The sequence below is a fragment of the Rathayibacter sp. VKM Ac-2805 genome, assembly GCF_009834265.1.
Classification (GTDB): domain Bacteria; phylum Actinomycetota; class Actinomycetes; order Actinomycetales; family Microbacteriaceae; genus Rathayibacter.
Genome location: NZ_CP047185.1, coordinates 187,133 through 211,099 on the forward strand (window position 1 = coordinate 187,133; position 23,967 = coordinate 211,099).

Sequence of the window (23,967 nt, forward strand, 5' to 3'; positions counted from 1 at the left end):
TTCCGTAATCACGGAACTCCGGAGCGGAGCCGGTACCGCAGAAGTCGCGGTGGTCCAGCTCGACCACCGCGACTCCTGCGGACTCGGATCGCCCGGAGGCTCAGCCGAAGTGGCGCGGCAGCACGGCGCCGTTCACCGAGCGCAGCTCGTCCAGCGGCAGCGTGAAGAGGCCCTGCACCTCGACCGCGGGGGTCGCCGCGTCGGTCACGCCGATGCGCAGCACCGGGTAGCCCCGGCCCTCGCAGAGCCCGCGGAACTTCACGTCGTCCTCGCGCGGCACCGACACGAGCACGCGGCCGGTCGACTCCGAGAACAGCGCGGCCGTCGCGTCGACGCCGTCGCGCTCCATCAGCTCGTCGAGCCAGATGCGCGCCCCGACGCCGAAGCGCAGCGCCGACTCGGCCAGCGCCACCACGAGCCCGCCGTCGGCGAGGTCGTGGGCGGAGGCGATGAGCGACTCCTTCGCGCCCGCCGAGATCAGCTCGGCCAGCGCGCGCTCGGCGGCCAGGTCGAGCTGCGGGGGCAGCCCGCCGAGGTGGTCGTGGATCGTGCCGGCCCACGCGGAGCCGTCGAGCTCGTCGCGGGTGGTGCCGAGGAGGTAGAGGTTGTCGCCCTCGTCCTGCCAGCCGGAGGGGATGCGGCGCGCGACGTCGTCGATCACGCCGAGGACGCCGACGACGGGGGTCGGGAAGATCGGCACGTCGCCGGTCTGGTTGTAGAACGAGACGTTGCCGCCGGTGACGGGGATCTCGAGCTCGAGGCAGGCGTCGGCGAGCGCGCCCACGGCCTCGCGGAACTGCCACATCACCTCGGGGTTCTCGGGGCTGCCGAAGTTGAGGCAGTCCGAGACGGCGACCGGGGTCGCTCCGGTGACGGCGACGTTGCGGAACGCCTCGGCCAGCGCCAGGCGGGCGCCCTGTGCCGGGTCGAGCTGGCACCAGCGCCCGTTCGCGTCGGTCGCGACCGCGAAGCCGAGGCCCGACTCCTCGTCGACGCGGACCATGCCGCCGTCGTCGGGGTAGCTGAGCGCGGTGTTGCCGAGCACGTAGCGGTCGTACTGCGAGGTGATCCAGCTCTTGTCGGCGAGGTTCGCCGAGCCCAGCAGCGCCAGGGTCTCGGCGCGCAGCGCGTCGCCGCCGGTCGAGCGGGGCAGGCGGGAGGAGGAGTCGGCCTGCAGCGCGTCGAGCCAGGAGGGGTACTCGATCGGGCGCTCGTAGACCGGGCCGTCGACCGCGACGGTGCGCGGGTCGACGTTGACGATCTCCTCGCCGTGCCAGTTGATGATGAGGCGGCCGGAGTCGGTGACCTCGCCGAGCACGCTGGTCTCGACGTCCCACTTGCCGACGACCTCGAGGAACGCGTCGAGCTTCTCGGGCGTGACGACGGCCATCATCCGCTCCTGCGACTCCGACATGAGGATCTCCTCCGCCGTGAGCGAGGGGTCGCGCAGCAGCACCGAGTCGAGCTCGATGAACATGCCGCCGTCGCCGTTGGAGGCCAGCTCCGAGGTGGCGCACGAGATGCCCGCGGCGCCCAGGTCCTGGATGCCCTCGACGAGGTCCTTGCGGAACAGCTCGAGGCAGCACTCGATGAGCACCTTCTCGGCGAACGGGTCGCCGACCTGCACCGCGGGGCGCTTGGTCGGTCCGCCGTCGGCGAAGGTGTCGGAGGCGAGGATCGACGCGCCGCCGATGCCGTCGCCTCCGGTGCGCGCCCCGAAGAGCACGACCTTGTTGCCGACACCGCGGGCGTTCGCGAGGTGCAGATCCTCGTGGCGGAGGACGCCGACGGCCAGCGCGTTGACGAGCGGGTTGCCCTGGTAGACGGAGTCGAAGTAGGTCTCGCCGCCGATGTTCGGCAGGCCGAGGCAGTTGCCGTAGAAGGAGATGCCGGCCACGACGCCGTGCACCACGCGCGCGGTGTCGGGGTCGTCGATGGCCCCGAAGCGCAGCGCGTCCATGACCGCGACCGGCCGGGCGCCCATCGAGATGATGTCGCGGACGATGCCGCCGACCCCCGTCGCCGCACCCTGGAAGGGCTCGATGTAGCTCGGGTGGTTGTGGCTCTCGATCTTGAAGGTGACGGCCCAGCCCTCGCCGACGTCGACCACTCCGGCGTTCTCGCCCATGCCGACCATGAGGTTCTTCTTCATGGCGGGGGAGACCTTCTGCCCGAACTGGCGGAGGTACATCTTCGACGACTTGTAGGAGCAGTGCTCGCTCCACATCACCGAGTACATCGCGAGCTCGCCGCTCGTGGGGCGGCGGCCGAGGATCTCGCGGATGCTCGCGTACTCGTCGGGCTTGAGTCCGAGGGCCGCGTAGGGCTGCTCCCGCTCGGGCGTCGCCTCCGCGTTCGCAGTGGTGTCGGGAACGGCGGTGCGGCTGTCTGCCATGTGCTGGAGGCTCCAGGGGAGGGGGACGGGATGCGCGTCGATCCTACCCGCCGCGGTCGCCGGGGCCCGGGCCCTCCGGTGGAGCGGTGCGGGCAGCGGCGCCTAGGATCGGGCGGGTGAAGCGGGCGGCTCTGATCGGGACCGTGCTGTGGGGGCTCTACCAGTGCTTCGGGAACCTCGGAGCGGCGAACATCTCGTCGGACGAGCCCGTGTACCTCGCCGCGGGGTGGGACTACCTGCACGGCGACGTGAGCGCGAACCTCGAGCATCCGCCGACGGCGAAGTACCTGATCGGGCTCGCGCAGGTGCTGCTCGGCGAAGGGCTGCTCGCGGGCAGGATCGCCGCCGGCGCGGCCGCGTTCCTCACCGGGCTGGTGCTCTGGCTCTGGTTCCGGCGCGAGCTCGGCCCGACCCTCGCGCTCGTCCCGGCCGGCCTGTTCCTCCTCCTCCCGCGCACCGCCGTGGGCGCCGGCACCCGGATCGACCGCCTCGCGCTCCTGGAGCCGTTCATGGTGCTCTTCGCCGTCGCGGCGATGGCGGCGGCGTGGACCTGGTCGCGCGCCTCCCCGGGCAGGCGGAGCGGCTGGCTGATCGCGCTGGCCGGTGCGCTGCTGGCGCTGTCGGTCACCTCGAAGCTGACCACCGCGGTCCTCGCGCCCGTGCTCCTGCTGCCGCTGCTGTGGTCGGGGAGCAGGGCCCGGGCTCTGCGGGGCGGCCCGCCCTCTCCGTCGCGTTCGTCGTCACCGGGGTGCTCGCCTACCTGCCGGTGCACCCGGTCGAGGCGATCCGGTACCTGCTCGAGTTCCAGTCCGAGCACAACGCCGACGGCCACCTGATCGAGGTCGCCGGGACCGCGTACGTCTTCCCTCCGTGGTGGGCGAACCTCTGGTTCATGCTCGTCGGCATCGGGCCGGCGGCGCTCGCCGTGCTGCTCCTCGGGGCCCTGCTGGCACTGCTCGCTCCGCGGCGCCGCGCGCTGGTGCTCTACCTGGGCGCCGCGACGCTGCTCCTCCTCGTGTTCCACCTGGCGATCAGCTCGGTCGCGCTGCCGCATTACTACGCGGCGTGGGCGTGGCTCCTCTGCGCGCTGGCGGGCATCGGCATCGCGGAGGCGCTGCGCGGCGGGATCGTGCTGACCGCACCCCTCGCCCGCGGCGTCGGCGCGGTGCTGGTGGCCGCCTCCCTCGTGATCGCGATCGCCACCTCGGCGGGGATCGCCCAGGAGCGGCCGACCGGGATCGCGCGGGTGGCCGACGTGCTGCGCGAGCGCGGCCTCGACGGCGGCCTGGTCCTCGCGCAGGGCATGTCCTCGGGCGTCTACGTGCCCTACATCGGCGACCGGGTGACGACCGATCCGTCGTCCGCCGGGATCGTCGCCATCGCGATCGAGCGGTCGGCGCGCTTCCCCGTCGATCCGCGCGTGTCCGTCTACCTCGAGTCGGCGCGGCCCGAGACGGTGCGGCTCGACGACCTCACCCTCGTGCTGGTCGACGGACCGCTGCCGTGACCGCTCACTTCGAGCGGCAGGCCCCCGGATCGACGGCGTCCGTCAGCGAGGCGGCCTGCTCGACCACGGGAGTGAGAACCGAGAGCGGGATGGCGTAGCCGACGTTGTCGACGGAGGCGGCCTTGCCGAAGACGACGCCCGACACGGTGCCCTCGAGAGAGAGCAGCGGGCCGCCCGAGTTGCCCTGGTTGACGACGGCGGCGAGGGTCAGCACCTCCCGTGAGGTCGGTGCTCCGTCGACCATCAGCGAGACCGTGGCGTCGGAGGAGATCTCGGCCGAGCCGAGGGTCAGCGGGCCGCCGAAGGGGTAGCCCGCGACCACGGCGTCGTCCCCGGCGGCGACGGCGTCGTCGAGCGGGAGCGGAGAGGCGTCGAGCCCGTCGACGGCGATCACGGCGAGGTCGGCGGCGGGGTCGAGGTAGACGACGCGGCCGGTGCGCGGGGCCTCGCCCGGCGCCTCGACGACCGGCTGCGAGACTCCGCCGACCACGTGCGCGTTGGTGATGACGCGGTCGTCCGAGACGACGAAGCCGCTGCCCGTCACTCCGACGTCGCAGGCCCAGGCCGTGCCGGAGACGCGCACGACCGAGCGGGTGGCGGCGGCGACCTCCGGGTCGTCGGTGGAGACGTCCGGGATCGCGGGCGCCCGGGTCGGAGCGTCGAGCGCCTCGACGACCCAGGACGTGCCCTCGTCGACCACGGTCGACTGCAGCTGGGCGAGGAAGGCGCGGACGGGGGAGGGGGTGAGGTCGTCGATCGTGCGGATGACCGTCGAGCCGGCGACCGAGGTCGTGACGAGGGGGACGCCGAGGAGGGAGACGGCCGAGGTGACGGCGATCCAGACCAGGCCGGAGATCGCGACGCCGGCGACGCCGCCCGCGAGCCGGTCGAGCAGGCCGAGCTTCACCCGGTCGGCTCCCCGGCCGATGACCGCGCCGAGCGTCGCTCCGATCGCGTAGCCGACGCCCAGCAGCAGCACGGCGGTGCCGATCACGGCGAGCAGGCGCCACTCGCTGCCGGCCGCCCACGACGAGACGGCGGGCACGGCGAACGAGGCGCCGATCGCGCCCGCGACGATCCCGGCGAGACCGCCGAGGGTCCGGAGCAGGCCGCGCCGCAGGCCGTCGACGAGCGCGCCGATGAGGCTCAGCACGACGAGGACGTCGACGATCACGGATGCACCCACGCGGAACTCCTGCCGGTGTCGGGGACGGGTCCTCCAGCATGACCGACGCGGGATGCGCGGACGCCCGGAGGCGGCTGGCAGTCCGCGGCGGCTGAGGTGCGCGGGACGGCGGCGGCGGCGCGGGAGCCGGACACCGCCGGCAGCGCGCTGCCGCCGGCCGGGCGCTGCAGCCGAGCGGGCGGTGCCTCTTAGAAGAACGAGATGCAGTACGGCGTCGCGATCGGCGCGAACAGGCGGTCCATCCGCCCCGCCTCGCCCGTCACGCGCGCCAGCCCGGCCTTCGCCAGGATCGACGGCCGCACCGAGCCCAGCAGCAGCGAGCCCAGGTCGGCCACGTCCAGCGCGAGCTCGGCCTCGTCCCCGGTGCGCTCCACGGTGGCGGAGCCGCCCGAGGCGGTGAGGCGGTAGCGGCCGTCGGCGAGCCCGAGCCCGTCGGCCACCTCGACCACGACCGAGCCGTCAGCGGTCCACGGCCGGGCCGAGAACGCGGCGGCGACGTCGAGGATCCGCAGCCAGATCAGGTCGCCCACGTGGCTCACCTGCACCACGCGCGCGTCGCGGAGCGCCCAGGTCAGCGGATCGTCCACCGGCGCCATGTCCCAGGTCACCGCGGAGGCGAGGTCGACCGCGCCGAGGTAGCCCCAGAGCGCGAGGTAGGCGTCGGCGCCGGGGGCGACGAGGTCGACGATCTCGAGGGTCTTGTCGTCCTCGGGCCCGACCGCGCGGTAGGTCACGAAGCCGTCGAGCGTCCCCTCCTCGTCGAGGTGGACGGCCGAGCGGACGTCGAGGCCGGGCGTGGTCTCGCCGGACGCGGTGCCGACGGAGTTCGCCTCGTAGCGCGACTGCCGGGTGAGCGAGCCGGGGGTCGACGCCTGGAACGCGGCGAACACCGCGGGGATGCGCGGCTGCAGCCAGCTCGTCGCGACCACCTCGACGCGACCGGCGGGCTCGGTCTGCAGGCCGAAGCGCGGTCCGGTGTCGACGCGGATCGAGCGGGTGAAGGCCGAGCGGCCGAAGCCGAACCGGCGGTAGATGGAGGCCTCGCTCGCCGTGAGCGCGGCGACCGGGGTGCCGGCCTCCTTCGCCAGGCGCAGGTCCTCGGTGATCATCGCGCGCAGGATGCCGCGGCGCCGGTGCGTGGGCCGCACGGTCACCTGCGACACCAGGTGCGCCGGCAGCTCGCGTCCGCCGCCGACCTGCAGGGCCCCGGGGAACGCCGCGTAGGTGCCGACCGGCACGCCCGCGCCGTCGAGCCCCTCGGGGGCGGAGGAGTCGACGACCGCGGTGAGCACGCGCTGGTCGGCGACCATGTGCTCGGCCCAGTCGCGCAGCTTCTCCGGCGTGAACTCCTTCTCGTGGAAGCCCGCGTTGATCGCGGTGGCCCACGCGGCGGTGGCGGCGTCGGGACCGCCCTCGTCGTTCAGGGCGGCGGGGAAGCGGCGGAGGTCGAGACCGGTGAGAGGCATCCGTCCAGCCTATTCACCCGGGGTGCGCGGGGGCTGAACCGGTGCGCGAACGGTCACCGCGACGGGCGCGCCCGTAACGCGGACCGCCGTCAGAGCACGGTCCACCGCTTCTCGAGCGCCGCGTCCACCGCCTGCGCGAGCTCGTCCAGCCGCCGGGAGTCGAGGCGCCCCGGGTCCGCGGCCGCCCGGATCCGCCCGCTCATCGCTGCGATCGCCGAGCGCCGCCGCGGCAGGGTCGCGGTGAACGCGCAGTCGCGCAGCAGCACCAGCAGCTCGCTCGCCCGGCCCTGCGCCTCCGCGAGGACCTCGAGCCGCCGCTCGAACGGCGACTCCGGGACCGTCACGCGCAGGAACCCGTCCGGATCCTGGAACGCCGCCGGCGGATCCGGGACCCGCGCGAGCAGCGCCAGAGCGGAGCCCAGCTCGTCCAGACCGCCCTCGTGCGCCAGCTCCCGCAGCCGCGAGTCCACGTCCTCGGCCGGCCCCGCCCCGAGTTCCACCGTCCGCAGCACGAGCGCGTCGAGCCGACGCTCCTCCTCCTCGCCCGGGACCGACGGAGTCGCCGACCACCACGAGAGCACCGGAGTCGCGGCCACCGCGTGCTCGCCGATCCGCCGCTCCAGCGCGATCAGCAGGTCCTCCCGCGCGGCGAGCGCCACCAGCGCGTCCACGTCGACGTGGAGCAGGGTGCCCGAGGCGGGCGGCGCTACCAGCCGGCGTCCGGAGGGAGGGACGGTCTCCGCCCGCGTCCTCGCCCCGGGTCCGCGCTCGCTCGCCCGCAGGATCTCCTCCTCGAGGGTCCGCCGGGGTCGTCGTCGTCCGCTTCCGCGCGCCATGCCGTCACGCTACCGTCGGCCGCATGACCCGGTTCCTCGCCCTCCTCCGCGGAGTGAACGTCAACGGCCGCACCGTCCGCAGCGCCGAGCTCGCCGAGACGGTCGCCGGGATCGGCGTGGACCGGGTGCGGACGGTCCTCGCGAGCGGCAACGCGGCCTTCGACTCCGACCGCCCGGCCGCCGAGCTGAAGCACGCGCTCGAGGCGGCGCTCGCCGAGCGGTTCGGCTACGACGCCTGGATCGTGCTCGTGACGCAGGAGGCGCTCGCCGCGGTGCTCGCCGCCTACCCGTTCCCGCGGATCGACGAGGAGGCGCATCCGTACGTCGTCTTCGGCTCGGACGAGGAGGCGCTCGACGCCGCGCAGGCCGCGATCGGCGAGCCGGATCCGGCGGTCGAGCTCGTCGCCCGGGGCGCCGGTGTCCTCTACTGGCGCTGCCCGCGCGGCTCCTCGACGGACACTCCGGTCGCGAGGATCCTCGCCCGTTCCGCCTGCCGCTCGAGCACCACGACCCGGAACCTGCGCACCGTCGAGAGGCTCGCGACGGCGTGACGTCCGCGGCCGTGGCAGGGCCGTCTCCGGGCTCTGCGAGCGGCACCTCGGGGCGCCTGCGACCTCGGGAGGCGAGGAATCGGGGCTGAGAGCACGCACATTCTTTGGTTAGGCTGTCCTTAGTGCCGGTCCACTCGGACCCTGCGCCGCCTCCCGCACAGCCTCTCGAAAGGGACCCATGCCCCGCGCCACCACGCCCCTCGCCCTGCTCGCCGCCACCGCGCTGACGATCGGCCTCGCCGGCTGCAGCGGCTCGGCCGCCGGAGACGACGCCGTCGCCGACAGCGACTTCACGCCGATCACGATCGAGCACGCTCTCGGCACCACCACCATCGAGTCGGCGCCCGAGCGCGTGGCGACCGTCAACTGGGCCAACCACGAGGTCCCGCTCGCGCTGGGTGTCGTCCCAGTGGGCATGGCCGCCGCCAACTTCGGCGACGACGACGGCGACGGGCTCCTCCCCTGGGTGAGCGAGAAGCTCGACGAGCTCGGCGCCGAGACCCCCGTCCTCTTCGACGAGACCGACGGCATCGACTTCGAGGCCGTCTCGGACACCGACCCGGACGTCATCCTCGCCGCCTACTCCGGCCTCACGCAGGAGGACTACGACACCCTGAGCGAGATCGCCCCCGTCGTCGCCTACCCCGAGACCGCCTGGGGCACCTCCTGGCGCGACATGATCACGCTGAACAGCGAGGCGATGGGCAGGGCCGACGAGGGCGCCGCCCTGATCACCGAGCTCGAGGGCGAGATCGAGGAGAAGGTCGCCGCGCACCCGCAGCTGGCCGGCACCTCGGCGATGTTCCTCACCCACGTCGACCCGACCGACCTCAGCCAGGTCAGCTTCTACACCTCGCACGACACCCGCCCCGCGTTCTTCGAGGACCTCGGCATGGCCACCCCGGGCAGCATCGCGACCGCCTCCGCCGCGACCGACAAGTTCTCGCTCACGCAGAGCGCCGAGCAGGCCGACGCGTTCAGCGACGTCGACGTGATCGTCACCTACGGCGACGACGAGCTCGTGAGCACCCTCAAGGCCGACCCGCTGCTCTCGCAGATCCCCGCGGTCGCCGACGACGCCATCGTGCGCCTGCCCTCCACCCCGCTCGGCACCGCCGCCAACCCGACGCCGCTCTCGATCTCGTGGGTCCTCGACGACTACCTGGACCTGCTCGACGAGGCCGCCGCCAAGGCCGCGCAGAGCACTCCGGCCGCCTGAGCCGGGATCCGACCCGCGTGACCCTCGCCGCTCCTCCCGCCGCCTCTGGCGTCGCCGCCGTGCGCCGCCCGAGGCGGCTGCGCGCCCTCTGGCTGCTCGCGGCCGTGGCCGTGCTGCTCGCCGCCGCCGTGGTGTCGGTGCTGGTGGGGTCGCGGGAGGTGGCGTGGAGCGACGTCGTCGCCGCGTTCGGCGGGTCCACGGACGGATTCGCGCAGGCCGCGGTCGCCAAGCGCATCCCGCGCACCGTGCTCGCCGCGATCGCGGGCGCGGCCCTCGGCGTGGCCGGCGTGCTGATGCAGGGGGTGACCCGCAATCCGCTGGCCGACCCCGGCATCCTCGGGGTGAACACCGGAGCCTCGCTCGCGGTCGTGACGGGCATCGTCTTCTTCGGACTGACGAGCTCCGCCGCCTACGTCTGGGTCGCGATCGGCGGGGCCGCGGTCGCCGCGGTCTTCGTCTACACGGTCGGGTCGCTCGGGCGCGGCGGCGCGACTCCGCTCAAACTCGCCCTGGCCGGGGCCGCCACCTCGGCCGCGCTGGTCTCGGTCATCAGCGCGATCGTCCTGCCGCGCGCCGACATCGCGGGCGGCATCCGCTCCTGGCAGATCGGCGGAGTGGGCGGCGCCACGTCCGCGAGCATCGCGCAGGTGCTCCCCTTCCTCCTGGCCGGCCTCGTGCTCTGCGTGCTCTCGGCCAAGAGCCTCAACACCCTCGCGCTCGGCGACGAGCTCGCCGCGGGCCTGGGGGAGCGGGTCGCCCTCGCGCGCGGCGGGGCAGCCCTGGGCGCGGTCGTGCTCTGCGGAGCGACGACCGCGGTCACCGGGCCCATCGGCTTCGTGGGCCTGGTCGTCCCGCACGCCTGCCGCCTGATCGTCGGCGTCGACCACCGCTGGCTGCTGCCGTTCTCGGCGGTGACCGGCGCCGTGCTCCTGATCGCCGCGGACATCGTCGGCCGCGTCGTCGCGCGCCCGAGCGAGATCGACGTGGGCATCGTCACCGCGCTGGTCGGCGCTCCGGTGTTCATCGCGATCGTCCGCCGCCAGAAGGTGCGCGAGCTGTGACCGCGCTGCTCGAGGCGCCCTCCGCCACAGCCCTCGCCGTCGCCGCTGGCCGCCGCCGCCGCGGGGCCCGCCGCCGGGTCGTCGTCGCCGTCCTCGCCGCCCTGATCGTCGCCGTCTTCGCCGTCTCGCTGCTGGTCGGGCAGACCGTCTACTCGCCCGACGAGGTGCTGCGCGTGATCCTCGGCGAGCAGGTCCCCGGGGCGAGCTTCACCGTCGGGCGCCTCCGCCTCCCGCGCGCCGTCCTCGCCCTGCTGGTGGGCCTGTGCTTCGGGCTCGGCGGAGTGAGCTTCCAGACCATGCTCCGCAACCCGCTCGCCAGCCCCGACATCATCGGGATCAGCGCCGGGGCGAGCGCCGCCGCGGCCTTCGCCATCGTGACGCTCTCGCTCGGGGCCGCGCAGGTCTCGGCCCTCGCGATCGTCGCGGGACTCGTGGTCGCCCTGCTCGTCTACGCCCTGTCCTACCGCAGCGGAGTCGCCGGCACCCGGCTGATCCTGATCGGCATCGGGGTCGCCGCGATGCTCGACTCCCTCACCGCCTACGTGCTCTCGCAGGCCGCCGCGTGGGACCTGCAGGAGGCGTCCCGCTGGCTCACCGGGAGCCTCAACGGCGCGAGCTGGAGCGAGGTCGTGCCGGTCCTCGCCGCGGTCGTCGTCCTCACCCCCGTCCTGCTCTCGCGCTCGCGCGACCTCTCCGCCACGCAGCTCGGCGACGACACCGCCTCCGCGCTCGGCATCCGCGTGAACGCCACCCGCCTCGTCGTGATCGTCGCCGCGGTCGGGCTGATCGCCTTCGCGACCGCCGCCGCCGGCCCGATCGCGTTCGTGGCCTTCCTCTCCGGCCCGATCGCCGCCCGCCTGATCGGGCCCGGCGCGTCGCTCCTCATCCCCTCGGCCCTCGTCGGCGCGCTGCTCGTGCTCGTCGCCGACTTCGTCGGGCAGTTCGGGCTGGGCCTGCGCTACCCGGTCGGAGTGGTCACCGGCGTCCTCGGGGCGCCGTACCTCGTCTACCTCATCGTCCGCAGCAACAGAGCGGGAGGCTCACTGTGACCACCGCGCACACCCTGACGGCCGAGGGGGTCACCCTCGGCTACGGCGACCGGACCGTCGTCGACGGCCTCGACCTCGTCGTCCCGCCCGGCCGCATCACCGCGATCGTCGGAGCGAACGCCTGCGGCAAGTCGACGCTCCTGCGCTCGATGTCGCGCCTGCTCGCGCCCCGCTCCGGCGCCGTGCTGCTCGACGGCAGGGCCGTGCACCGGACGCCGGCGAAGCAGCTCGCCCGCACGCTGGGCCTCCTCCCGCAGTCGCCGATCGCCCCGGAGGGCATCACCGTCGCGGATCTCGTCGGCCGCGGCCGCCATCCGCACCAGGGGATGCTGAGCCGCTGGAGCGCCCACGACGACGAGGCCGTCGCGACCGCGCTCGACGCGACCGACACCGCCGCCCTGGCCGACCGCTCCGTCGACGAGCTCAGCGGCGGGCAGCGCCAGCGCGTCTGGATCGCGATGGCCCTCGCGCAGGAGACCGACGTGCTGCTGCTGGACGAGCCGACCACCTTCCTCGACGTCAGCCACCAGATCGAGGTGCTCGACCTGCTCGTCGACCTCAACCGCACCCGCGGGACGACGGTGGTGATGGTGCTGCACGACCTCAACATGGCCGCCCGCTACGCCGACCACCTCGTGGCCATCGCGCACGGCGCGGTGCACGCCTCCGGCACCCCGGCCGCGGTGCTCACCGAGGAGACGGTGCTCGCCGTGTTCGGCCTCGACAGCCGCATCATCACCGACCCGACCTCGGGCACCCCGCTGATGCTCCCCCTCGGGCGGCACCGCCTCGCCCCCGAGCGGATCGACGCCCCCGGCGGCGCGCAGATGACGGACGTGTAAACGGTTCCACACGGCGGCCGGGGGGCGTATACGATACCTGCAGTCCGCGGCGGACGACCGTCATCGGCGGAACCGCCGAACGCCTGCCCCCGATCAGAGGTCCTCCCCGCCGTGACTGCATCCCCGACGCGCCCCGACGCCTCCGCCCTCCGCGGCGTCCGCGCGCTCCTGTTCGACCTCGACGGCGTGCTCACGCCGACCGCCGACGTCCACATGCAGGCCTGGTCGCGGCTGTTCACGGAGTACCTCTCCTCGCGCGGGATCGCCGAGGGCTACACCGACGCCGACTACTTCCGGTACATCGACGGACGCCCGCGGTACGACGGCGTCCGGGCGCTCCTCGCCTCGCGCGGCATCACCCTCCCCGAGGGCGCGCCCGAGGACGACCCGTCGCTCGAGACCGTCTGCGGGCTCGGCAACCGCAAGAACGACGCCTTCAACCGCACCCTCGCCGAGACCGGCGTCGCTCCCTACCCGGGCTCGCTCCGCTTCGTCGACGCCGCGATCGCCGCGGGCGTGCAGGTCGCCGTCGTCACCTCCTCCCGCAACGGCGTGCCGGTGCTCGAGGCGGCCGGCCTCCGCGACCGCTTCGAGGTCGTCGTGGACGGGCTCCTCGCCGCCGAGCGCTCGATCGCCGGCAAGCCCGCGCCCGACACCTACCTCTACGCGGCCGAGCTCCTCGGCCTCCCGGCCGCCGAGTGCGCCGTCCTCGAGGACGCGCACTCCGGAGTCGCGGCAGGCCGCGCGGGCGGCTTCGGCCTCGTCGTCGGCGTCGACCGCGGAGTCGGGGCCGACACTCTGCTCGAGCACGGCGCCGACCTGGTCGTGGACGACCTGGCCGAGATGCTCCCCTTCCTCCCCACCGCTCCCGCCCCCGAGGACGCCGCATGAACCCCATCACCTCCGACCCGCTCGACCGGAACCGCTTCCCGATCGACGAGTGGGCCCTCGTCGAGACCGAGTTCGCCTCCGAGCTGCAGGGCCGCACCGAGACGCTCTTCGCCACCGGCAACGGCTACCTCGGCCTCCGCGGCAACGTGGAGGAGGGGCGCGACGGCTACGCCTACGGCACCTTCATCAACGGGTTCCACGAGACCTGGCCCATCCGCCACGCGGAGGAGGCGTTCGGCTTCGCCCGCGTCGGCCAGACCATCGTCAACGTGCCGGACGCCAAGATCATCCGCCTCTACGTCGACGACGAGCCCTTCGTGCTGAGCGAGGCCGACGTCCTCGCCTACTCGCGCCGCCTCGACTTCGCGAACGGCGTGCTCACCCGCGAGCTGGAGTGGCGCACCCCCTCCGGCAAGCGCGTCCTGATCCGCTCGCGCCGCCTGGTCTCGTTCACCGACCGGCACCTCGCGATCCTCGACTACGAGGTCGAGATGCTCGACCACGACGCGTCCGTGCTGATCTCGAGCCAGATCCTCAACCGCCAGGACGGCGTCGACGAGTACCACGCCCCCTCCGGCAGCGAGGGGGCCGGCTTCGACCCGCGCAAGGCGGAGTCGTTCGAGGACCGCGTGCTCCAGCCGCGCCTCAAACGCGTCAGCGGCACCCGCTACCTCCTCGGCTACCGGACCACCAACTCCCAGATGACCGTCGCCTGCGGCGCCGAGCACCAGCTCGAGACCGAGAACGAGTGGGACCAGACCTCCCAGATCGACGACGACCTCGCCAAGCACGTCTACCGCGTGAAGGCCAAGGCCGGCCGGCCGGTCCGCCTGGTCAAGACGCTGACCTACCACACCTCCCGCGGCGTGCCCGTGCGCGAGCTCGCCGACCGCTGCGACCGCACGCTCGACCGCGCCCGCGAGACGCCGGTCGAGGAGCAGTTCGTCAAGCAGCGCGAGTGGCTGGACGACTTCTGGACCCGCTCCGACGTGCAGCTGGACGGCCAGCCCGCGATCCAGCAGGCCACCCGCTGGAACCTCTTCCAGCTCGCCCAGTCCACCGCCCGCACCGACGGCGGCGGAGTCGCGGCCAAGGGCGTCTCGGGCTCCGGCTACGGCGGCCACTACTTCTGGGACACCGAGGTCTACGTCCTCCCGTTCCTCAGCTACACGGCGCCCCTCGTCGCCCGGAACGCCCTGCGCTTCCGGCAGAACATGCTCGAGGCCGCCCGGGCGCGCGCCTCCGAGCTCAACCAGCGCGGCGCGCTCTTCCCCTGGCGCACCATCAACGGGCAGGAGTCGTCGGCGTACTACGCCGCCGGCACCGCTCAGTACCACATCGACGCCGACATCTCCTACGCGCTCATGCAGTACGTGGGTGCCACGGGCGACGACGACTTCCTCGCCCGCGGAGCGATCGACATCCTCGTCGAGACCGCGCGGATGTGGGCCGATCTGGGCTTCTGGCGCAGCAACGGCGACGACCACTTCCACATCCACGGAGTGACGGGGCCGGACGAGTACACGACCGTCGTCAACGACAACCTGTACACGAACGTCATGGCCCGGGCGAACCTCCGCTCGGCCGCCCGCGCCGTCGAGCTGCTGAAGGCCGTCGAGCCCGCCGCGTACGAGCGGATGGCCGACCGCCTCGCTCTCGACGAGGGCGAGGTGCTCGAGTGGGCGCGCGCCGCCGAGAAGATGCACATCCCCTTCGACGCGCGGGCGGGCATCCACCCGCAGGACGCGGCCTTCCTCGAGAAGGAGCTGTGGGACCTCGAGAACACCCCGGCGAGCAAGCGCCCGCTGCTGCTGCACTTCCACCCGCTGGTGATCTACCGCTTCCAGGTGCTCAAGCAGGCCGACGTCGTGCTCGCGCTGCTGCTGCAGGGCAACGAGTTCACCGCCGAGCAGAAGCGCGCCGACTTCGAGTACTACGACGCGCTGACCACCGGCGACTCGACCCTGTCGGCCGTCGTGCAGTCGATCATCGCCGCCGAGGTCGGCTACAGCGACCTGGCCCGCCACTACTTCCTGTCCGCGCTGTTCGTCGACCTCGCCGACCTGCACCGCAACACCGCGGACGGCATCCACGTCGCCTCGACGGGCGGCGTCTGGAGCGCCCTCGTCTACGGCTTCTGCGGGATGCGCGACCACGGCGGCCGGATCACGCTCGACCCGCGCCTGCCCGACGACTGGGGCCGCCTCGCCTTCCGCATCACCCTCCACGGCACGCGCGTGCGCGTCGAGGTGACGCAGGCCGAGGTCCTGCTGACGGTCGAGACCGGCGACTCCGCCGCGATCACCGTCCGCGACGAGCGCGTGCACGTCGCCGCCGGCAGCCCCGTGCGCGTCCCGCTCACGCACCAGGGCCGCCGCCTGCACGGAGCGCCGACCACGTCCGACATCGAGGGCACCCGCCGCTCCGACGGCACCGTGATCACCGCCTCGATCCCCACCATCTCGATGACCCCCGAGCCCGAGGTGCTCACCGGTCCCTGAGTCCGTCCCCGCCCGAGTCGCGGGAGGCGTCCGGCCGTCGACGATGTCCTCCGCAGGTGCGGAGGACATCGTCCGTGAGGACCTGTCCGCCGGCCTGATCGGCCGAGCACGGTCCAGGCGGGACTCGGCCGGATCGTCCCGGACCTCGACCTCCTCGTCCTCCGACGTCCACCTCCTCGTCCTCCGACGTCCACCTCCTCGTCCTCCGACGATCCAGCACCGCGGTCCTCCGAGCCGATCCGGCGGAGGCGCGCCGCTCGGCAGCATGGGCGTCGTGGTCCTGCGAGAGGGCCTCCCGCCCCGGGAGGCCGATCGCGGACGGGGGAGGAGGCGCTGTGACGACCGCGACCGAGGGGAACGGGACCTACACGGGTCTGGTGGCGGAGCTGCACGACCGCATGTACCCGGACGCCCTGGGCGACATCGCACAGCTCATCGCCTGTCTCCAGCGCGTCGCCCCCGGGCCTCGGGTGATGGAGTTCGGCATCGGCTCGGGCCGGGCGGCGCTGCCCCTGGCCGAAGCGGGCCTCGACGTCTCCGGTGTGGAGATCTCGTCGGACATGCTCCGGCTCCTCGCCGAGCGCGACACGGAGAAGCGCATCACGGCGCGCCGCGCCAGCTTCATCGACGACGAGCTGGAGGGCGAGTACGACGCCGTCACCCTGCTGCTCAACACGCTCCTCGTCGCCACCACGGCCGAGCAGCAGCTCGCGGTGCTCCGGAACGCCCGCCGGTGCCTCGCTCCGGGCGGCGTGCTCCTCGTCGAGTGCTTCACCCCCTCGCGCTACCACGGGCTGACGGCACCCGCGATGTCGCTGAGGGACCTGGGCGACGGCGACGTCGTCATCGAGCAGTACACCGTCGAGCCGTCGCTCCAGCTGCTGGTCTCGCAGAACCTCGTCTTCGTCGGCGAGAAGCGGAGCACCTACACGCAGGTCCTGCGCTACGTCTTCCCCGCCGAGCTCGACTCCGCCGCGCGTCTCGCCGGCCTCGAGCCGCTCGGCCGCATGGCCGACTGGCAGGGCGCTCCGGTCACCGCGGCGTCCGAGCGCTTCATCTCCGCCTATCGACGGAGCGCGGAGTGATCGCGTCCGCCGAGCAGAAGCACCTGCTGGACCGCATCGCTCCCCTCCTGGCCCGGCTCGGCCGGACCCGGGACGAGATCGAGGACGCGCCGGTGCTCCTGGGCCGCAACCTCAACGCCCGCCTCCGTTTCTCCGACGGCGACGACGTCTTCGTGAAGGCCGTCCGCGGCCTCGGCGCCGCGGGCCGGTACCAGCGGGTCACCACCTTCCACGACGTGATGGACCTCACCGGGCTCCCCCTCCGCACCCCGGACCTCCTCGCCCGTGACGACGCCGGACTGGTGCTGGCGCAGACCGTGGTCGACGCCGAGAGCACCTTCGCCGAGCGGGTGCGCGAGAGCACCGTGAGCTCGGAGGAGCTCGAGCTGGTCGCCGGCGCGCTCGCCGCGGTGCACGGCGCGACTCCCTCGGACGCGAGCAGAGTCGAGAACCGGCCGCCGTCGCTTCCTCCGCACGGGCTCGACGCGATGCCCATCGACCTGTTCGAGGGATCGACGATGGGACAGCTCGAGATGTGGCGGCTCCTGCAGGGCGACCCCGTCCTTCGGGACCGGCTGGACGCGCTGGTGCGCTCCGCGCCGAGCGGCGACGACGCCTCTCCGATCCACGGGGACCTGCGCTCCGACCAGATCCTCCTCGACGGCGCCACCTGCTGGATGCTCGACTGGGAGGACTTCCGGCTCGGAGACCCCGCTCGCGACGTCGGCGGCCTTCTCGGCGAGCTGTTCTACCACCGGGCGCGCCGTCTGGTGCACTCCATCGTCGCCGAGGGCGAGGAGGTGACCGACGCGTCGATCATCGCCCACGGCGGCCGCATGGTCGACGAGGCCGTCCCCTCCCTCCGCACCTTCTGGAGGGCGTACACCCGCGCCCGTGCCGTGGAGGAGGGCTTCGCTGCGCGAGCGGTCGGTTTCCTCGGGTGGCAGCTGTTCGACAGGGCTCTCGCCTCGGCCACCTACTACGGGCGGATGTCCGCGATGGACCGAGCCCTCGCCGGGATCGGCCGCGAGGCGATCGTCAACGCCACCGGGTACACCGACGTCCTCGGGCTGGGGGCGGAATGAGCGCGCCGACCCTCGCTGCGACCGAGCAGGGGCTCGCGAGCGGGGTCTCCTGGATCCTCTCGCGCATCGAGATCGGGGACGACCAGCGCTCGGCCCGCGCCTTCGGCACGGAGATCGAGACCGCCTCCGCGTCCGAGCTCGGCCAGGTCCTCGCTCGGCGCATCTACCAGTTCGCGCACGCGGGGATCGGCCTGCGGGACGACGCCCCGGGCGGCAGCCTCACCAGCGAGGACCGGATCATGGAGGAGCGGATCGCCTCCGCGACCGCGCGGCGGGCGAGGGCCGCCCGGGTCCCGCTGCTCGAGACGGTGCCCCAGTACAACGGTGTCGTCGTCCTGCATCAGGGACTGCGCGTGTTCGTCCCGGACTCCCGCGTCCTGGACCGCACGTCGGCGACGGCGCACATCGCGCTCAACTCCCTCGCGACGCGCCTCTCGGTGGGCTTCTCGTTCTTCACCTCGAGCGCGGGAGCGGGCAGCGGATCCCGTCCGCTCCGCCTCTACCGCGCCGCCGCCGACGCCGACGACGCCCTCGACGCGTGGGGGCGGCTGACGGAGCGGCTGGAGTCGGCGCACGTGCCCGCTCGGGCGAAGATCCTCTCGTCGAGCGAGGCCTATCCGCGCACGGACGCGATCGTCCTCTACCTCCCCCAGGAGTCCTGGGGGCGCGTGCGGGAGTTCGCCGATCTGCTGGCGAGCGACGACCCCCGGGCGGGCGCCTCCGTGCTCGCCGGTCGCCTCGCTCCGGGAGTCGGATACGCCTGGGAGCCCGACGATCCGGCCCGGTCCCGGCGCACCCTGAGCTTCGGCGAGCACCGGGCCGAGACCATCGCGAAGGCGCTCGTCGAGCCCGGCGGGGAGTCGACCGCCGATCGCGTCCGCCTGGCGCTCCTCGCGGCCAACATCCACCCCCTGCGGGTGCACGAGAACCTCGACTCGCCGCAGCTCCCGGGCTGAGCGAGCAGGTCGACGGCCGCCGACGCGGACGTCGAGCCGACACGGCACAGGAAACACGATCACAGAAAGCGAGAACGACATGAGCAGCACGACAGCCGAATCCCTCATCGCGGGATACCGCTCCTATGCGGTCCAGGCGCCCGACCTCTCCGGCATCACCGAGGCGGCGCCGGCAGCGACCCCGGGCGTCCTCAGCTTCATCGCCGCCTCCACGGTCGCCTGCGGAACGGCGATCAGCGTCGTCGGCGGCTCCGTCGTCGGAACCACGGTCAACGCGGGCTGCTGACGCCGCACCCCCACCTCTCGTCGGAACCTCTCGGAAAGAAGGACATGCCATGACCTCGAACCAGACCCTCATCGCCGGCTTCGCGAGCTACGCGAGCGCCGAGGAGCTCGTCTCCACCTCGCTCGAGTCCGCTCCCGGCGCGACTCCGTCGCCCATCTCGGCCGTCTCGGTCTTCGTGACCGCGTCCTCCCCCGAGTGCGCGCTCGTCTCGGTCGGCGTCACCGCGGGCGGAACCACCACCACCCTCGCCGCGGGCTGCTGACGACCCGGGCCCGGGGGCTCCGGTCCCCGGGCCCTCCACCTCTGGAGGAGACCATGACCGGATCCGCACTGACCAGTGCCGGGAGCAGCGGACCGCGGACCTCGATCGCCGAGGTCCCGGGAGCTCGGAGCGTGGCCGTCACGCTCGCCGTCGGCGCGGGCTCGGTCGACGAGCGACCGGGCGAGGCGGGCGCGGCGCATCTGGCGGAGCACCTCCTCTACAGCGAGGCGCGCCTCGAGACCGGCCGGCTCGCCGAGCAGTCGGTCCTGCACCGCGGCGGAGTCAGCAACGCTCAGAGCTACCCGTTCCACACGGAGTACTCGGTCGTCCTCCCGGTCGAGGACGACCCCCTGGCGGTCCTCGGCGAGGCCGCCGACGTGGCGCTGGCCCGGGCCTCCCTGACCGAGGTGCCGGTCGCGGCGATCGAGCGGGAGCGCTCGGTGATCGCCCGCGAGATCGAGGAGCGGCGCACGGACGGCGCGCTCGCGACCTTCCCGTGGAACGGCGCCCTGGCGACACGGGGGAGGCAGCGGACCGACGACTCCTTCACCACTCCGGTCCTCGCACCGGACGAGCTCCTGGGCTTCCTCCGCCGTCTGCACTCCACGCGCGAGGTCGCTCTCGGTGTCGCGTCGGCGCTCGACCCGCACCTCGTCGAGGAGGTCGTCGCCCCGGTCGTCGCGCTCCTGTCCCCGCGGAGCCCCGTTCCGGACTGGAGATCGCGGCTCGGAGCGGTCCGGACGGTGCGCCGGCGGGTCCTGCCCCGCGGAATGTCCGCGACCGCCGAGACGCGCCTCCTGCCGGAGCACGGTCCGCGCGAGCGCGAGCGCGCCGTCGCGGCCGTGCTCGCCCGGGCGGTGGACGCCGCGTCCACGGGAGCGCACTGGCGCGCCGGGCTCTTCGGCGTGCACGAGGGCCCGGAGACCGCCCTCCTCATCGGGTCGTCCAGCGTCGCCGGGCCCGCGCCCGACCGACCGGCCACCACCCTCCCCGACCGGCTGGACCTCGACCGGCTCGACGCGTGGCGGCGGGCCGAGCTCCACAGCCTGCAGCGCAGGCTCTCCGGAACCGCCACGGCGAGTTCCCTCCTGGCTCGCGACAGGCTCTTCGGCCTCGACACACGGCGCACGGCGGCGGAGCTGACGGCGGTGCGCTCCGTGGACGTGGCGGAGGCCTTCGACCACCTGCGCCGCGACGAGCCGGGCTTCCTGGTCTGGGAGCACGGGGGAGGAGAGGCCGCGTGACGGCGACGACTCCCGCCCCGGAGGCGCTCGATCGCCACGCCGACGGACTCCGCGTCCTCGGCGGAGGGCGCGGCGCCGTCGTGGCGCTCGTCGTCGAGACCGGACCGCTCTCCTGGCAGGGCCGGCTGCGGGCCGCGAGCCTGCTCCGGCGCGCCCTCGAGCCGGCGAGCGCTGAGATCGACGTCCGTCCGGGTCCTTCCGGCGTGAGCGCGATCCTCCCGCTCGCCGAGGCGACCCCCGAGGACTGGGACCGCCTCCTCGGACGCCTCGGGAGCTGGCGCGAGCTCGTCGGCGCCGATCCCGCGCCCGAGACCCCTGCTGTGCCCCGCTCCCTCGGCGAGCTCGGCCTGGCGCTCGCGCTCGGCGATGCGGGCGAGTCGCCGACGCCGGGCGAGTTCTCGCGCCGACCGGTCGCGGTCGCCCTCTCCGCCGGCTCCGGCCTCCTGCCGCTCGATCTCGGGCAGAGGCTCGAGGAGCTGATCGAGGCGGCCGGCCGCCGGTGCGAGGGCCACCCGCCCCCGCCGCCGAGCACGGCCGGACCGGTGACGGAGTCGGGCGTTGTCCCGGTCCCCGGGATCCGCTCCTCCCTCGTCCGGATCCTCGCTCCGCTCCCGGGCGCGAGCGAGGCGAGCGAGGCTCTCGCCCGCTCCCTCGCCGCGCTGATCCTGGGCGGTACCGCCGCCGGCCCCCTCGCCCGGCGCCTCCGGGACGACCACGCGCTCAGCTACAGCCCCGGCAGTGCGCTGACCCGTCTGCCGCAGGGCGAGTACTTCGCGGTGGAGGCGCCGGTCGCCGCGGGCGCGGCGGAGCGGGCGGACGGGCTGATCCGCGACGTCCTCACGGAGCAGTCGGTGTCGCCGCCGGACGACGGCGTCGTGGCCTGGGCACTGCGGTACGCCCGGGGACGCCGGCTCGTCGACGCGGACTCCCCGCTCACCGCGCACCTCGGCTTCGCGGCCCGCCACGACGGGAGCGACCCCTGGGGCCTGCTCGAGCGCCACGCCCCCGCGGTCGACGCCGACCTCGTCCGCCGCCAGTTCCTCCTCCTCTGCCGCGCTGTCCTCGAGACACCGGCCCTGATGCTCGTTCCGACCCCGGAAGAAGGGAGCCGACCATGGACGTCGGCGTGATGTACCCCAAGATGCCCACGACGCTGGGCGGCGTGCTCCCCTACGCCGACCTCGCCCGCCGTCACGGCGGCCGGCTCTGGTTCGGCCACTCCGATGCGGTCGACTCGCTGACGATGATGGCGGCGCTCGCCGGACGGGGTGCCGCGATCCCCCTCGGGACGGCCGTCACCCTCCACCCGCTGTGGTCGCCGAGCGCGCTCGCACGCCAGGCGCTGTCGATCTCGCGCCTGAGCGGCGCCTCCGTCGTGCTCGGCATCGGCCCCGGCGGGGCGCGCTTCCAGGAGTCGGCACTCGGCGCGCCCCTCGCCCGCCCGGTCGCCGAGACGGAGCGCTTCGCCCGCCAGGTCCTCGCGGCCACCGAGCACTCGCCCGCCGCTGTCCAGCTCGGCTTCGGAGTGCTCCGGCCGGCGATGGCGGAGGCAGCGGGCCGCGCGGCCTCCCACGCGATCACCTGGCTCACCCCGGGCTCCTGGATCCGCGACTCGATCGCTCCCGCACTGGCGCGCGGCGCCGCCTCCTCGGAGCGCCCCGTCCCGCACCTCGAGGCCGTCGTGCACGTGGGAGTCCGGCGCCCGGGGCGCGATCCGGTCTCGCTCGTGGACTCCGCCGTCCACGCGCATCTCGCCGCACCGCACTACCGCGACATGCTGCGCCGGGCCGGGATCGACCTGCCCGACGACGGTCGGGGCGCCGCGCGGGCCGTCGTCGACCAGGGGGTCTACCTCTTCGGATCGCCCGAGGAGATCGCCGACGGCCTCGAGCTCCTCCACGCGGACGGTGCCGACGAGGTCGTCGTCAACGTCTTCGGGGTCCTCGCGTCGCACGGCGAGGCGGCCGCCCTCGCGGATCTCGAGGAGGTCCTCGCCGTGCTCACGGAACGCCGCATCGCCCGGGAGCGGGCGCGCACCGAGGCGCTCGACTCGTTCCTCGCCGGTGCCGAGGACGTGCTCGCGTGAGCGCCGTCGACGAGCAGGCCCGACGCCTGAGCGGTCTCGCGGACCGCAGGATCGTGATCGCCGCGACCGGGGCGCTCGGCACCGCCTTCCTCCCGAGCTGGATCGGCTGGATGCAGGAGGTGTGCCCGAGCACCCGGTTCCGAGTCGTGCTGACTCCGCGCGCCCGGGCCTTCGTCGGCGTCTCGGCGGTCACGGCGCTGACGGGCGAGCGGCCGATCATCGACGAGTGGGGCGACCGGCACGACGACCCCGTCCACGTCGGGCTCGAGCAGTGGGCCGAGGGCTACCTCGTGCACCCGGCCTCGATGGACTTCCTCTCGCGGCTCAGCCTGGGGCTGTGCGACTCCCCGCTGCTGCTCGCCCTCCAGGGCACCGTCAGCCCGCTCGTCGTGGCCGCCGCCGCACCGCCCGGATTCACGTCCGGCCCGAGCTGGCCGCTCTACGCCGAGCGGATGTCGGCACGCGCGCGCACCGTCCTCCTGCCTCCGATGGACGGCGTCAGCGTCGCGGCGCCCGAGCGCGTCGGAGCGCCCCCGCAGCTCTTCCCCGTCGCGGCCGCGGCCCTCGGCGAGCTCCTGCAGCAGGAGGCCGCATGAGCGCCGGCACCGTCTGGAGCGTCCGCACCCGCGTGTGGCGCCAGAGCATCGAGGCGCTCGACGAGGGGTACCTCCTCCGCCGCGAGTACGCCGCGGCCCCCGCCGGGCGGCCTCCCGCCGAGGCCGTGCGGACGGCGCACGCCGCCGTCGTGCCCGCTGCGCTCGACGCCTCCGGCACATGGGCCGCGCGGATCGGAGCAGCGGGCCCCGTCGCGGCGGATCTCCTCCCCGGCTCGCCGGCCTCGGGACGCGAGGCGTTCGCGGCGACCGCCGAGCGTCTCGGCGCCGTGCTCGCGGCCCTGCACGCCGGCGAGCGCGGCGCGGGACCCGTGCCCCTGCCGCTGCGCCGTCTCGAGCAGGACCTCCGCGACGCCGCTTCGTCGCCCGTCGGCCGCGCGATCACGACCGCGCTCGGTCCGGACCGCTCCGCGCGGCTCGCGTCGCTCCTCGACGCCGTCCCGTCCGAGGGGGTCCGCGTGCACGGGGCGTTCGGCCTCGGCTCCGTGTTCGTCGACCCGTGCGGAGACGTCGTCGTCGTCGCCGGACCGGAGAGCGGGTTCGGGCCCCCCGAGCTCGATGCGGGCTGGCTCCGCGGCGAGCTCACCGAGCTCTCGCTGGCCGCGGCCGCGGCGGGGGAGTCCGACGCGCCCTTCGCCCGAGCGGCGGAGTCCTTCGACCGCGGCTACGCGGAGGCGGGCGGCGGGCCGCTCGATCCGAGCCTCCTCGACGCCGTGGTCGCTCTGCGCTTCGCCCTGCACCAGTGGGACTTCCACGAGACCCACGGCTCCCTCCCCGCGTCGACCGATCTGGCGTTCCTCGCCTGGCTGCTCGACCGCAGGCCCGTCGACCACTCCATCCCCCAGACCACTACCCACCGGAGGTGA

23 protein-coding genes are annotated in these 23,967 nt (G+C 74.0%); 19 read left to right on the top strand and 4 right to left on the bottom strand.

Annotated elements, in window-relative coordinates:
* Positions 1-100: 100 nt before the first annotated feature.
* The gene (purL, locus tag GSU40_RS00875) at positions 101-2,395 is read right to left on the bottom strand and encodes a phosphoribosylformylglycinamidine synthase subunit PurL (protein ID WP_104234263.1); all 2,295 of its coding nucleotides are present in this window, start codon (positions 2,393-2,395) and stop codon (positions 101-103) included.
* 116 nt (positions 2,396-2,511) lie between these two features.
* Between purL and GSU40_RS00880 the strand changes: the two genes are divergently transcribed.
* Together GSU40_RS00880 and GSU40_RS00885 are read left to right on the top strand one after the other, a co-directional pair.
* Complete coding sequence (locus tag GSU40_RS00880; protein ID WP_160033127.1) at positions 2,512-3,231, top strand: glycosyltransferase family 39 protein; 720 nt, start codon at positions 2,512-2,514, stop codon at positions 3,229-3,231.
* Positions 3,144-3,902 (top strand): hypothetical protein, encoded by a 759-nt coding sequence (locus GSU40_RS00885; protein ID WP_160033129.1) that lies wholly within the window; start codon positions 3,144-3,146, stop codon positions 3,900-3,902. Before GSU40_RS00880 ends, GSU40_RS00885 begins: the two co-directional genes overlap by 88 nt.
* A gap of 4 nt (positions 3,903-3,906) precedes the next feature.
* On the opposite strand, the gene GSU40_RS00890 is transcribed toward GSU40_RS00885, so the two are convergent.
* The 3 genes from GSU40_RS00890 to GSU40_RS00900 form a co-directional block, all read right to left on the bottom strand.
* On the bottom strand, positions 3,907-5,088 hold the full coding sequence (locus GSU40_RS00890; RefSeq protein WP_244229542.1) for a MarP family serine protease: 1,182 nt from the start codon (positions 5,086-5,088) through the stop codon (positions 3,907-3,909).
* A gap of 188 nt (positions 5,089-5,276) precedes the next feature.
* Positions 5,277-6,554, bottom strand: coding sequence for a GNAT family N-acetyltransferase (locus tag GSU40_RS00895; protein WP_104222746.1), 1,278 nt, complete (start codon positions 6,552-6,554; stop codon positions 5,277-5,279).
* Positions 6,555-6,643: 89 nt separating this feature from the next.
* Positions 6,644-7,390: a DUF2254 family protein gene (locus GSU40_RS00900; RefSeq protein WP_160033131.1), complete on the bottom strand. Its 747-nt coding sequence runs from the start codon at positions 7,388-7,390 to the stop codon at positions 6,644-6,646.
* A 23-nt stretch (positions 7,391-7,413) separates the two neighbouring features.
* Here GSU40_RS00900 and GSU40_RS00905 point away from each other — a divergent pair, with 23 nt between their 5' ends.
* The 17 genes from GSU40_RS00905 to GSU40_RS00985 all read left to right on the top strand — a co-directional run bounded on the left by GSU40_RS00905 (position 7,414) and on the right by GSU40_RS00985 (position 23,967).
* Complete coding sequence (locus GSU40_RS00905; RefSeq protein WP_160033134.1) at positions 7,414-7,941, top strand: DUF1697 domain-containing protein; 528 nt, start codon at positions 7,414-7,416, stop codon at positions 7,939-7,941.
* Positions 7,942-8,119: 178 nt separating this feature from the next.
* Complete coding sequence (locus GSU40_RS00910) at positions 8,120-9,160, top strand: iron-siderophore ABC transporter substrate-binding protein (protein WP_160033137.1); 1,041 nt, start codon at positions 8,120-8,122, stop codon at positions 9,158-9,160.
* A 17-nt stretch (positions 9,161-9,177) separates the two neighbouring features.
* Positions 9,178-10,221, top strand: coding sequence for an iron ABC transporter permease (locus tag GSU40_RS00915; protein WP_160033139.1), 1,044 nt, complete (start codon positions 9,178-9,180; stop codon positions 10,219-10,221).
* Entirely contained in the window at positions 10,218-11,270 is a 1,053-nt protein-coding gene (locus GSU40_RS00920; protein WP_208543342.1) for an iron ABC transporter permease, read from the top strand. Before GSU40_RS00915 ends, GSU40_RS00920 begins: the two co-directional genes overlap by 4 nt.
* Positions 11,267-12,112: an ABC transporter ATP-binding protein gene (locus GSU40_RS00925; protein ID WP_104222740.1), complete on the top strand. Its 846-nt coding sequence runs from the start codon at positions 11,267-11,269 to the stop codon at positions 12,110-12,112. Before GSU40_RS00920 ends, GSU40_RS00925 begins: the two co-directional genes overlap by 4 nt.
* A gap of 111 nt (positions 12,113-12,223) precedes the next feature.
* Positions 12,224-13,003, top strand: coding sequence for a beta-phosphoglucomutase family hydrolase (locus GSU40_RS00930; RefSeq protein WP_160033141.1), 780 nt, complete (start codon positions 12,224-12,226; stop codon positions 13,001-13,003).
* A complete protein-coding gene (locus GSU40_RS00935) occupies positions 13,000-15,504 on the top strand; it encodes a glycosyl hydrolase family 65 protein (RefSeq protein ID WP_160033143.1) in 2,505 nt (834 codons plus the stop codon). Before GSU40_RS00930 ends, GSU40_RS00935 begins: the two co-directional genes overlap by 4 nt.
* Before the next feature lie 335 nt (positions 15,505-15,839).
* Positions 15,840-16,589: a class I SAM-dependent methyltransferase gene (locus tag GSU40_RS00940; protein ID WP_104282691.1), complete on the top strand. Its 750-nt coding sequence runs from the start codon at positions 15,840-15,842 to the stop codon at positions 16,587-16,589.
* Positions 16,586-17,653, top strand: a complete 1,068-nt coding sequence (locus tag GSU40_RS00945) for a phosphotransferase (protein WP_160033145.1) — start codon at positions 16,586-16,588, stop codon at positions 17,651-17,653. Before GSU40_RS00940 ends, GSU40_RS00945 begins: the two co-directional genes overlap by 4 nt.
* Positions 17,650-18,609 carry a T3SS effector HopA1 family protein gene (locus GSU40_RS00950; protein ID WP_104282689.1) on the top strand — a complete coding sequence of 320 codons (960 nt, stop codon included), beginning with the start codon at positions 17,650-17,652 and terminating at the stop codon, positions 18,607-18,609. The genes GSU40_RS00945 and GSU40_RS00950 overlap by 4 nt, the downstream gene beginning before the upstream one ends.
* A 79-nt stretch (positions 18,610-18,688) precedes the next feature.
* Positions 18,689-18,895: a hypothetical protein gene (locus GSU40_RS00955; protein ID WP_104282688.1), complete on the top strand. Its 207-nt coding sequence runs from the start codon at positions 18,689-18,691 to the stop codon at positions 18,893-18,895.
* Positions 18,896-18,944: 49 nt separating this feature from the next.
* On the top strand, positions 18,945-19,157 hold the full coding sequence (locus GSU40_RS00960; RefSeq protein WP_104282687.1) for an LxmA leader domain family RiPP: 213 nt from the start codon (positions 18,945-18,947) through the stop codon (positions 19,155-19,157).
* Between the two features lie 53 nt (positions 19,158-19,210).
* Entirely contained in the window at positions 19,211-20,401 is a 1,191-nt protein-coding gene (locus GSU40_RS00965) for an insulinase family protein (protein ID WP_160033147.1), read from the top strand.
* On the top strand, positions 20,398-21,531 hold the full coding sequence (locus GSU40_RS00970) for an insulinase family protein (RefSeq protein ID WP_104282685.1): 1,134 nt from the start codon (positions 20,398-20,400) through the stop codon (positions 21,529-21,531). The genes GSU40_RS00965 and GSU40_RS00970 overlap by 4 nt, the downstream gene beginning before the upstream one ends.
* Positions 21,516-22,487 carry an LLM class flavin-dependent oxidoreductase gene (locus GSU40_RS00975; RefSeq protein ID WP_160033149.1) on the top strand — a complete coding sequence of 324 codons (972 nt, stop codon included), beginning with the start codon at positions 21,516-21,518 and terminating at the stop codon, positions 22,485-22,487. Before GSU40_RS00970 ends, GSU40_RS00975 begins: the two co-directional genes overlap by 16 nt.
* Complete coding sequence (locus GSU40_RS00980) at positions 22,484-23,083, top strand: flavoprotein (protein WP_160033151.1); 600 nt, start codon at positions 22,484-22,486, stop codon at positions 23,081-23,083. The genes GSU40_RS00975 and GSU40_RS00980 overlap by 4 nt, the downstream gene beginning before the upstream one ends.
* Positions 23,080-23,967, top strand: coding sequence for a phosphotransferase (locus tag GSU40_RS00985; protein WP_104282683.1), 888 nt, complete (start codon positions 23,080-23,082; stop codon positions 23,965-23,967). Before GSU40_RS00980 ends, GSU40_RS00985 begins: the two co-directional genes overlap by 4 nt.